The sequence below is a fragment of the Nostoc sp. genome (assembly GCF_036917675.1).
Classification (GTDB): Bacteria; Cyanobacteriota; Cyanobacteriia; order Cyanobacteriales; family Nostocaceae; genus Nostoc.
In genome coordinates this window covers 49,773-60,991 of the sequence record NZ_JBALCT010000060.1, presented here as the reverse complement: position 1 = coordinate 60,991, position 11,219 = coordinate 49,773, and the positions used below count along the sequence as shown (strand labels likewise).

General features: G+C 42.7%; 10 protein-coding genes. 6 read left to right on the top strand and 4 right to left on the bottom strand.

Annotation, left to right across the window (positions count from 1 at the left end; genetic code table 11):
• Positions 1–324: 324 nt before the first annotated feature.
• Positions 325–1,938 carry a DUF1565 domain-containing protein gene (locus V7K31_RS22825; RefSeq protein ID WP_335097032.1) on the bottom strand — a complete coding sequence of 538 codons (1,614 nt, stop codon included), beginning with the start codon at positions 1,936–1,938 and terminating at the stop codon, positions 325–327.
• 493 nt (positions 1,939–2,431) lie between these two features.
• Between V7K31_RS22825 and V7K31_RS22820 the strand changes: the two genes are divergently transcribed.
• From V7K31_RS22820 to V7K31_RS22810, 3 genes are all read left to right on the top strand, one after another.
• Positions 2,432–2,785: a hypothetical protein gene (locus tag V7K31_RS22820; RefSeq protein WP_335097030.1), complete on the top strand. Its 354-nt coding sequence runs from the start codon at positions 2,432–2,434 to the stop codon at positions 2,783–2,785.
• Between the two features lie 458 nt (positions 2,786–3,243).
• Positions 3,244–4,596: a histidine phosphatase family protein gene (locus V7K31_RS22815; RefSeq protein WP_335097028.1), complete on the top strand. Its 1,353-nt coding sequence runs from the start codon at positions 3,244–3,246 to the stop codon at positions 4,594–4,596.
• Positions 4,597–4,954: 358 nt separating this feature from the next.
• Positions 4,955–6,244: a dihydroorotase gene (locus V7K31_RS22810; protein ID WP_335097026.1), complete on the top strand. Its 1,290-nt coding sequence runs from the start codon at positions 4,955–4,957 to the stop codon at positions 6,242–6,244.
• Positions 6,245–6,677: 433 nt separating this feature from the next.
• On the opposite strand, the gene V7K31_RS22805 is transcribed toward V7K31_RS22810, so the two are convergent.
• The 3 genes from V7K31_RS22805 to budA are packed head-to-tail and all read right to left on the bottom strand — an operon-like array spanning position 6,678 to position 8,441.
• On the bottom strand, positions 6,678–7,196 hold the full coding sequence (locus V7K31_RS22805; protein ID WP_335097024.1) for a GNAT family N-acetyltransferase: 519 nt from the start codon (positions 7,194–7,196) through the stop codon (positions 6,678–6,680).
• Positions 7,197–7,224: 28 nt separating this feature from the next.
• The gene (locus V7K31_RS22800; RefSeq protein ID WP_335097022.1) at positions 7,225–7,623 is read right to left on the bottom strand and encodes a VOC family protein; all 399 of its coding nucleotides are present in this window, start codon (positions 7,621–7,623) and stop codon (positions 7,225–7,227) included.
• 23 nt (positions 7,624–7,646) lie between these two features.
• Positions 7,647–8,441 (bottom strand): acetolactate decarboxylase, encoded by a 795-nt coding sequence (gene budA, locus V7K31_RS22795; protein ID WP_335097021.1) that lies wholly within the window; start codon positions 8,439–8,441, stop codon positions 7,647–7,649.
• Between the two features lie 573 nt (positions 8,442–9,014).
• Here budA and V7K31_RS22790 point away from each other — a divergent pair.
• Genes V7K31_RS22790 through V7K31_RS22780 form a run of 3 tightly spaced genes read left to right on the top strand, consistent with a single transcriptional unit; the run spans position 9,015 to position 11,147 of the window.
• A complete protein-coding gene (locus tag V7K31_RS22790; protein WP_335097019.1) occupies positions 9,015–9,962 on the top strand; it encodes a zinc-binding dehydrogenase in 948 nt (315 codons plus the stop codon).
• A gap of 15 nt (positions 9,963–9,977) precedes the next feature.
• On the top strand, positions 9,978–10,325 hold the full coding sequence (locus V7K31_RS22785) for an inorganic diphosphatase (protein ID WP_335097018.1): 348 nt from the start codon (positions 9,978–9,980) through the stop codon (positions 10,323–10,325).
• A gap of 21 nt (positions 10,326–10,346) precedes the next feature.
• A complete protein-coding gene (locus tag V7K31_RS22780; protein WP_335097017.1) occupies positions 10,347–11,147 on the top strand; it encodes an SDR family oxidoreductase in 801 nt (266 codons plus the stop codon).
• Positions 11,148–11,219 lie beyond the last annotated feature (72 nt).

Below are 11,219 nucleotides of genomic sequence, written 5' to 3'. Positions count from 1 at the left end.
AAAAAGGTCAAAAGCACATATTTAGTGGGAAGCGGATAAAAAGGGCTTGGTACAAATCCAGTGATGGCGGAGTTATTCATGCAGATGTTAATGCCGATTATGCAAATTAAATGCCGATTAGCTTAAAATCCACATTCCGCACTTCGTTTTGTAATATTGTAATATTACAATTTTTGGTCTAATGCTAGTTGAATAGCGATCGCCAAAAGCCTAAAAAATATCAGTGTTAATACTTAATAAGATGAATATTTTTTTGTAAGATTTATTGAAGTATTAATGTATGACATTTTGAAGTGCGGAATGTGGGTTAAAACAGTTTAGAAATCAAGCAGTCACAATATAAGGTGAGTCGATCGCTGTTACACGACCAGCATCTACCAAGGCTTGATATACCATCACAGCTACCTCAGCGCGTGTAGCATCGCGGGTAGGATTGAGTTGTTTGAGATTCGGGTGATTGATAATAATCTGCTTGTCTATAGCTTTTATTACCTCATCTTTGGCATATTCAGGAATTTTTGCTTGATCATCGAAAGCTTTGATAGATGGTGTACCATCAGTAGATAACTTCAATCCATTCACTAGAGAGACAATCACTTGCACGCGCTGGATATTTTTGTTGGGGCTGAAGCTATTGTCGGGAAAACCAGAGAGAAATAAACCTTGATATGCTTGCTGAATTACCTTGGATGCCCAGAAGTCTGCGGGTACATCTTTGAATTTGATCGCGGGGCGGTTTGGCGATGGGTTGAAAGCTTTTACCAATAATGCGGCATATTGCGCCCGTGTCATCGTAGCATCGGGTTTAAATGTGCGATCGGGAAAACCATTAACTATCTCCAATTTGACTAATTCCCGAATAAACCCACCTGCCCAATGATTGGCAATATCGGTTAATTCGATAGTAGACGTAGGTATCGGTGTCGGAGTTGGAGTTGGTGTTGGCGTCGGAGTTGGAGTTGGTGTTGGCGTCGGTATTGGAGTTGGAGTTGGTGTCGGAGTTGGAGTTGGTGTTGGAGTTGGTATTGGAGTTGGAGTTGGAGTTGGTATCGGTGTTGGTGTCGGAATCGAATTATCTACAAACTCTACGTTTCCCGTGACTTTAGACAGATTTATTTTATTTCCCACAGAAACCAGCTTGTTGGAACTGGTATTTTGCAAATCAAACTTACCGTTATTTTGTAGAGTATTGCCGCCTGGATTATTGGTACTGCCGATATCCGGTAGGGCACTTCCAATTACGGTGATCCCATCGTCAGTGTTATTTTCACAGACATTGTTACGCAATACCGGACGAGTGCTGCCAGAGATGACAATTCCAGAACGATTTTCGTAAATTTTGTTATCTCGAAGTAGGGGTGATGCAGTATCACTAATGGCAATGCCAAAACCTGTTTTGAACAAGGTATTATCTTGAATTTGACCTTTAGAATTTTTAGCGATCGCAATCCCATTGGCTGCATTCTGACTGAACACATTACCTAGAATAACTGGGTTAGCCTCGCCTGTAGCAAATACTCCCTCCCGCTTACAGTTGGTGAAGGTGCTATTAGCAACAGTAGGAGCAGTTGATTCAATCCAGACACCACTACCACGGCTAGCCAGATTTGTGACAGTAACCCCCCGGAGTTCGGCTTTATCCAGTAATACAAATGTGACATTCTGACCCGCAAAAGTACGGCTCAGGTAGTTACCACTTCCTTCAATCAAAATGCGATCGCCTTTGTTGGCTTCATTACCCACCACTGTTACACCAGATGCGATCGTTAGCGGAAAGACTTCACCGCTAGCAGCATTGTAATTCCCATCTGCTAGTTGAATCTTGGTGTTATCTTTAGCTACCTTGAGGGATTGGGTAATAGTTTTGAACGGGGCTTGTTGGCTACCAGCGTTGGTATCGCTGCCTGATACTGGATTTACGTAAAAAATTTGAGTCATATTTATACTTAATAAAACACATAGCTATCCTAGCGCTAACTATGAAGGTGGGTAGCGGTTAATGAATTAAGTAACTTACAGCAGAATTCAAGTATTTAAACCACATCTGTCGTAGGGGCACAGCAATGCTGTGCCCTTACTGCGTGGACTAGGATATTAATTAGCGATCGCTCTGATGATTGCGTTGGTGATGCGATCGCTTAAACAAATGTTAACTTTTATCTTCCGTCGGTTGTCCTAATAACATCCCTGATTTCATGCTGGCATATCTCAACGAACTTAACCGCGATCGCTTGGAAACGGAACCAGATAACCCTACTGTCTAAAGAGATGCCAAGTTATAACTTAGTAACATCTGAAACAGCAGGAATCATTAAAAATCTAAGTATATACGCAATACGATTATTGTAATCAAACCTAAGATAGAGTTAATTAAAAGAATTTGCCTAGAAAATAAAGACAAGCAATATTAAAGATAATTTGGATAAAACAAATGAACACCAAAATTATTGCTTTCTTGGCAATTACGGCAGCCTTTGCAAGCTTAGGAAGCCAGGTGTACGCTCAGTTACCAGCATCAAGCTTAAATAAAGGACAATACAGATTAACTGGTGATTCTCTAGTTGGAATTGATCATAGAACAGCCCAAAATGACTTTAAAAGCTTTTTTGAGCAAACTAATCCAGCAAGTATTTCCAACAATAATAGAAGGAATAATAAAACTCCAGTCAAAATCCACTTTAACGAATCATTATCACTGCCAGACACTTCTGTTTTCTTAACACCGGCTCAGTCGGGGAATGAGAATGATGGATTGCAAGTGCAGTTAGATATAGACAGAGAATAATCAGGTATAAAGGTTGACGCTCTCTCTGCGCCAAACTAAGGAAAAATTGAGTGTTTAAAACCCACCTCCGTGGGTTTTGTTTTTGTCTTCTAACTGCCCCTTTGTACAAGCTATACGCCCCTACAGCCCATTTATGTGTTGCAAAGATTTTTGTTAATGGTAGGACTTACGCAAAACTATACGCTAGTAGGGGAAATTCATGAATTGCCCCTAAGAAGAAAATCAGGATTTCGGCTATTGTTTGCGTAAGTCCTGAATGCTATTAGAGCAAATATTTTTGCTTGAATAAAAACAGCTTTATTAGAAAAGATCGTTAACACAACGGCGGTTTTTGCTGCTCATCTTCCCTTTCCTACGAGAATAAAATTTGACACCTGACTAAATCCGCCTTCCTGAGTCAATAATTCTGCAATCATTTTGCAGTAAAATTGATCGTCTAGATAGAGGAGGGCTTTGAGATGACTCGTGTCATCATTGTGCGCCACGGTCAAAGCGGTTATAACACCGAGCGGCGTATCCAAGGACGCACTGATGCGTCAACATTAACCGAAAAAGGTCGTAACGATGCTAGTAAAGTAGGCAAAGCCCTCAGCAATATCTTATTTAATGCAATTTACAGCAGTCCCTTGCAACGAGCGAAACACACAGCAGATATTATCCATAGTGAGTTAGTTACTCATCCTGAACAATCTGCTGTAGTCCAAGTTTCTGATTTGCTGCTAGAAATTGATCTGCCTTTATGGGAAGGACTGCTGACTGCCCAAGTCAAACAGAAATTCACCGAAGACTACCGCACTTGGCACGAACGCCCCGACGAACTGCGGATGTTGCTGAATGATGCACAAGGGACAAGAGAACATTTTCCCGTTCTGGCTTTATACGAACAAGCACGGCAATTTTGGCAAGAAATTTTGTCTTACCATCAAGGCGAAACTATTCTCATCGTGGGACATAACGGAATTAATCGCGCCCTGATTAGCACAGCGCTATCCATCTCTCCAAGTCGCTACCATTCAATACAGCAATCTAACTGTGGCATCACGGTACTAAATTTTGCTGGAGGATTGGGCGAACCAGTGCAGCTAGAATCCTTAAATCAGACGCAACACACCGGGGAAAGTCTACCCTCATTGCGACCGGATCATCAAGGAGTAAGGTTGTTGCTGGTGCGTCACGGTGAAACTGACTGGAATCGCCAAACCAGGTTTCAAGGGCAAATTGATGTCCCCCTCAACGACAACGGTAGACAACAGTCCCAAAAAGCAGGCGAATTTCTCCAAGAAGTAGCGATTGATTTTGCTGTAAGTAGCACAATGCTGCGTCCTAAAGAAACAGCAGAGATTATTCTAAAACAACATCCTAATGTCAAGTTAGAATTGCAAGATGGTTTAAGAGAAATCAGTCACGGACTCTGGGAAGGAAAATTAGAAACAGAGATAGAGCAAGAGTTTCCGGGAGAATTGCAGCGCTGGCGATTAGTACCGGCGCAAGTGCAAATGCCTGAAGGGGAAAATTTGCAACAGGTGTGGGAGCGCAGCGTTGCAGCTTGGCAATCAATTGTGCAAGCTGCATCAACTAATCAATTCAAAACTGTATTAGTAGTAGCTCATGATGCTACTAACAAAACATTACTTTGTCACATTCTGGGTTTATCGCTGGAAAATTTCTGGAATTTTCGCCAGGGTAATGGCGCAGTCAGTGTTATTGACTATCCTTCTGGAATCGACGGTTTACCTGTATTGCAAGCGATGAACATCACCACTCACTTGGGTGGAGGCGTACTAGATAAAACAGCAGCAGGGGCATTGTAATTGAGTGCTGAGTGCTGAGTTAGGAGACGCGATTAATCGCGTCTGTACAGGAGTTAGGAGTAGAGACGCGATCAATCGCGTCTGTACAGGAGTTAGGAATAAAGTTAGGAGTAAAAAATTATGAGTGATGAATAAAGTTAAAAATAGACTTCTTGTATAAATCAATAAATTTGAACCCCACCCCGCCAAAGCTACGCTTTGTCTCCCCTCCCCGCAAGCGAAGAGGGGATTAAGGCTGGGGTGTTTGGGACTTTTGCAAGAGGTCTAATGATGAGCAAGAAACAAATAACTAATAACTCATAACTTATAACTCCTAACTTATAACTTATAACTCCTAACTCCTAACTAAGAAAGTTTTATGACTGAACTGCTGCAACAAGTACGGGTGATTGACCCAGTTTCTGAAATCGACGGACTCTTTGATGTGCTGATTGCTGATGGTTATATCCAAGCAGTGGCTTCGCGCATTTCTGATATCAGTTCCGATACTCAAATCAGAGATTGTCAGGGATTAGTTCTCGGTACTGGGTTAGTGGATTTGTACAGCCATTCTGGTGAACCTGGCTTTGAAGAACGGGAAACCCTCTTGTCTCTTTTACAAGCTGCTGCTGCTGGTGGCTTTACCAGAATTAACATTTTACCCGATACATCCCCAGCTATTGATAACCCTGCGCTTGTGACACAGTTGCAGCAGAAGAGGGCAGAGGGGCAGAGGGGCAGAGGGACAGAGGAGAGTTTGCATTCTGATTCTCCCCTGCTTTATCTCTGGGGTGCTATCACTCTAGATGTTGCTGGGAAGCAAATGACGGAATTGGCAGATTTAGCGTCAGCTGGAGTTGTTGGTTTTACGGATGGTAAGCCAATAGATAATTTGGCGCTGGTGCGGGGAGTGTTAGAGTATCTCCAGCCGTTGGGCAAACCAGTCGCATTTTGGCCTAGCGATCGCCAATTAGTCGCAAATGGTGTAATGAGAGAAGGGTCAGATGCTCTGCGTTTTGGTTTACCCCCAATCCCCGCCAGCGCTGAAACTACTGCGATCGCAGCAATGCTTGAATTGGTTGCAACCATAGGCACACCAGTTCATATCATGCGTGTCTCTACATCTCGCAGCGTGGAATTAATCGCTTCAGCCAAGGCTGCTGGCTTACCCATCACCGCTAGCACCACCTGGATGCACCTTTTACTTGATACAAAAGCAGTTAAGAGTTATAACACCAGCTTGCATTTAGATCCGCCTTTAGGTAATCTCCGTGATGTGGCAGCGTTGCGTGCTGGGGTGCGTGCGGGTGTGATAGATGCGATCGCTATTGATCACACACCCTACAGCTACGAAGAAAAAGTCCAAGCTTTTGCTGAAGCACCACCAGGGGCAATTGGTTTCGAGTTAGCATTACCTTTGCTGTGGCAATATCTCGTTGAAACTGGAGAATTTACAGCTTTAGAATTATGGCGGGCATTGAGTAGCAGTCCAGCCCAGTGTTTGGGGCAAAAAGTCAGTGCGATCGTACCTCATCAACCAGCAGAACTGACGTTATTTGATCCCCAGCAAACCTGGAAAGTCGAACGCAAAAGTCTTAATACACTTTCACAAAATACACCTTGGTTAGGACAACAGTTGAAGGGTCATGTTGTGCAAATCTGGTGTTGAAAAATGCAAAACACTCTGAGAGGATGTTTGAAAAGTATTGGGCGAATTCTATGAGACTGTTGCTCAATCTGACTTTTCACGGTATCTGGAAAACCTCACTTCTATTTCTCTCTCCTACAAGGAGGAGCCACTCTTGTTGCACGGTGGCCGTTAGAGACTCTGAATTTTCCCCCTTCCCGTGTCGGGAACGGGGCTAGGGGGTTAGGTCTTTCATGGGCTTTTCCACATGATCTGAATTGTCAGGTTGGTCAATCCACTCTCTTGTTAGACCCCTCACCACTAAAACCTTAGTTTGGCGTTACTTTCCCGCCCTGCAATAAATTACGGGCTAATAGCTAAAGTGCGTTGAAACGCACTGAAAATTCCCAAAATTAAGATGGATTCAGGCTGAGAAGTTAGACCCCTGATCAATTAATCTGAATTTAATTATCTATCAGCATTTTCGATACTGTACTTCGTGGTTAAATTTATCTTGGTGAGAGTGAATATTTTGAAAAAATGTCGAGCGGACAAATCCCAGATTATGCAATAAAGCAATAGAAAGGTGATTGTGAACATTAACGTCAGCGCAAAAATCAAGATTTTGGGACATCTTAAATAAATAATTAATCATACACTTCACTGCTTCGCGTGCATAACCTTTTCCCCATAAATTAGGAAAAAACACATATCCAAGGATTGCATTATTATCTACAGTAATTGTTGCTTGAACATATCCAACGTAGCATTTTTCTACAAAAGACCAGACAGCCCAATTCAACCATATCTCTGTTCCATCTGGTGATTGACGACGTGCCAACACTATATAGCGATCGCGAAGCGATTCAACACTTTGTGGTGGTATATCTTCGATAAAGTCGTATATACTCGCACTCTGTAATCCATCAAAAAGCAGTTCGGCATGATCCGGTTTTAGTGGTTCTAAACAGAGTCGTTGAGAGTATATTTTCATCTTGTGATCTAACCCGGCACTAACATTGTTAAACTTCTCTATCGCCTGTATGTGAGGAAGTTAACGTCAATACATAGCCGTCCGGTGCAGTCAAAGTAAATGAAGTGTGGATTCTGCCTGGTTCGATCTCAGAAACAGTCAGTTCCCACTTCTTAAAAGTATCTCTGGTGGCAAAAATATCATCTACCATCAGATCAAAAGGCGCATTGATTCCAGGAGCGATCGCCTCTAAACTTGTTCTTAAAACTAAGTGCGTTCCTCCCCGTAATTCTAAAACAGCAAATTGTTCTGATTTGGTAATCAGCCGCAGCCCTATCTTGACAAAAAAATCGCTAGATTCTGGTATATTACTCACATATAATCTCACATGACCAATCGCCACAGGAGGACGGGTATCCTTTTCTTTTGCAATAGTTTCTGGTGACATAGCTTTAATCCAAAAATATTTAGTTACCGTTCAACTCTGTTAACTTCAGCAGGTCTGCCATCTCCCAAATCAGCTTGGTTAAATTCAGCAGTTTTGGGCAAATTTATCTCAACGTTTGATAAACTATCAAGTTCTACTTTAGCATTTTGGAATTGTCCATCTAAAATATGTCCTCCAGTTTGACGATTTGCAGTGATGAAATGAAAGTGATAGCCATTAACATTTACTCCTTGCATATATTCGGGTGTCCGAAAACCCACTAAAGTGCCATTGACGTTCCTTAACTCAAAAATTGATTGTTCTTTGACTACATCTGTTAAAGGACGATAGGGTGGGGTTTGTTTGGGAACACTTCTAAATTTGAGATAAGGAAAATTACCTTGAATCCGAATAGCATAAGGATAATTTTTACTCGGTAAGCGCTGATCTAACGATTGCTGCAATTGTTTATAATTAATCTGCCCTTCGAGATTAATTAATGTTTGTGGTTTAAAAAAGGTGACTGTAGCAAAAGGGCTTCTCATCGAATCAGGAATAACAGAGGCAACTCCATCAGATTTTAACTGATAAAATTTGCCATCTAATCCAATCATTTCTCCATCCAGATAATTTACTGTTCCCAAACCAAAATTACCGGATTTTTTCAATTCCTTAAAACTAGTATTTCCCTCATAAATACCTATTGACAAAGCACTAATTGTAGATGTTTGAAATAGGGTATTGGATGACGTATCTTGCTGAGTTCTCCCTGGAAGAATGATACCTAATAATACAGTTATGGTTAAAATAGTTATCCATAAATAACGCTTAAGTTTCATAAGATAAAATTATTCCTTTTGAATACTCCTGTACTACGTAGTAAAATCCCTAAACTGCTGGAAGGTGGCTTCTCGTAGAGCAGGAGGTTGACAGCGACCATAGGTGTCAACTTAAGGTAAAACTCCTTTAAACCCTCGTTTTCAGCCTCTGGCTGGAAATGCATATCTTGGCGGCTCTGTCGCCAGCGAGGGAGGCGGAGCCTCTAGAACGGCATTCCCAGTCGGAGAGTGGGAACGAGATAATCTATAAAACCTGGTTCTAGGAAGGTTTTCACGTTAAGTTGACACCAATGGACAGCGACTAGCTTACTACGTAGCAATAGATGTAAGCATTGATGAAACAAATCTTTTTGCGGGGTGCTTGATTATTTTGTCTATATTGTGATACTTTTCTTTTTACGACCTAAAATTACTATAAACCTATCAAGTTACCGTAGATTGTTAAATATCATTAACCTAGTTGTAGGGATTTGGGGTTAAGAAGGACTAGCTAAATCTATCGAGTTTATTATTGTAGGCAGTATATCGTGAACCACCGATCTAGAAATTCATCTCTAAGCCAGGGCATTCTCTATGAGTAAAATACGTGCTGTGATTGTTGATCCGAATGTGGTTGGACGTTTGGCGCTGAGTGAAGTGACTGCACCAAAGCCTACCCCGGATGAAGCTCTAGTGCGGGTAGCCGCGATTTCTCTCAATCGGGGAGAGGTGAAACGTTCAACTTCTGCTGAGGCTGGTTGGCAGCCTGGTTGGGACTTGGCAGGTGTAGTGGAAACCCCGGCTGCCGATGGTTCAGGGCTTCCCCAAGGGACGCGTGTAGTTGGCTTGCGCCGCGCTGGTGCTTGGGCAGAACTAGTGTCTGTTCCCACCAACGCCTTAGCAGAAGTGCCGCCATCAGTATCCTTTGCTCAAGCTGCCACACTGCCTGTAGCGGGTTTAACCGCGTATCATGCAGTACTAAAAGGTGGTTCGCTGTTAGGTCGTCGAGTTCTAGTTACAGGTGCATCAGGAGGTGTTGGTTATTTTGCTATCCAATTGGCACAACTGTCAGGGGCGCACGTCGTAGCATACATTCGTCAAGCTGGCTATGAGACTTTGGTTAGAGAAGCAGGGGCAGAATCAGTGGTGATTGGCGAAGACCTCTCACCCGCAAGCGAATATGGCCTCTATGATCTAATTATAGAGTCGGTGGGTGGCAAGACTTTGGGGGTAGCCCTTGGCTTACTGGCACAGGATGGAAAAACTGTGCTGTATGGAGTATCTGGGGGAGCAGAAGTAACATTCAACGCCGCTCAATTTTTTGGGACTGGTAGCGTAAGCCTGTATGGTTTACGTCTGTTCGATGAATTGAGATTTGAATCAGCCGCAGTCGGTCTAAAACGGCTTTTGAGTTTAGTAGAAGCAGGTCATTTGCGTCCTCACATTGATTTAGAAGCTTCTTGGACACAAATAGCTGATGTAGCACAACAACTACTTGACAGGCGTTTTCCTGGCAAGGCTGTGTTACACATTTCCAATTGAGTATTAGCTGATGGCATGGGGAATAGTACTGACTTCTGGTTCAAACTAGATCAGCTTGTAGCCGCTAGTAATCTCAAGATAGATCGTCCAAAAAGGGCATCACATCCACGTTATCCATCCTTCGTTTATCCACTGGACTATGGATACTTAGAAAACACTTGCTCTGGAGATGGAAATGATATTGATGTCTGGATAGGTAGCTTGTCTAGTCAAACAGTAACTGCCGTTATTCTCAGTGTTGATTTGGAAAAGCGAGATACAGAAATCAAGATGCTTCTGGGTTGTACATCAGAGGAAAATCAAGCCATGTTGGATATCCACAATACAGGCTCTCAATCAGCAATATTATTAGTTCGCAAATAAGATTTTTGAGGATAAGTTTGTATGAGCTTAGAACTAAAACTATCAGGTAAAACAGCGATCGTTACCGGAGGAAGTGCGGGAATTGGTTTAGCAACTGCCAAAGCACTTTATAGTGAGGGTGTTAATGTTGCGATCGCAGCCCGCAATCAAGAAAGACTAGAAAATGCAGTAGCTGACATCCAATCCCTACCCACGCCAGGGGCGAAAGTGATTGCGATCAGTGCAGATTTAACTAAAGCAGAGGATATTGAGAAAGTTGTTTCAACAACATTGGCCCAGTTTGGTCAGATTGATATCTTGATTAATAACGCTGGTTCAGCCCGTGCTGGGTCTTTCCTGGAATCCACTGATGATTTATTTTTGGATGCTTGGAACTTAAAATTATTGGGCTATATCCGCCTAGTTAGAGCCGTCGTCCCCCATCAAAAAAGTCGCGGTGATGGTCGAATTGTCAATATAGTCGGCGGTGCAGGACGTACACCTCGCCCTAACTTCCTAGCTGGTGGTACAAGCAATGCGGCTTTGCTCAACTTTACAAAGGGCATTTCTAAAGAGTTAGCCGAGTACAAGATTCGGATTAATGCCATATCGCCCGGTGCTACAGCTACTGAGCGTGCTGAACGTTTAGCCCAGCAGAACGCCCAAGCGCAAGGGATCACCGTCGAGCAAGTGAAGGCACAAAACATCCAAAATATTCCTTTAAAAAGAATCGCCCAGCCAGAAGAAATTGCCGCGCTGGCGCTATTTTTGGTGTCTGATCTTGCTGCATCGATTACAGGAACAGAGATTATCGTTGATGGCGGCTCTACCCCTGGTATTTAGCAGACGCGATGAATCTGTTTAGTAGACGCGATGAATCGCGTCTCTACATTGTAAAAACATAAACTTCTTGGA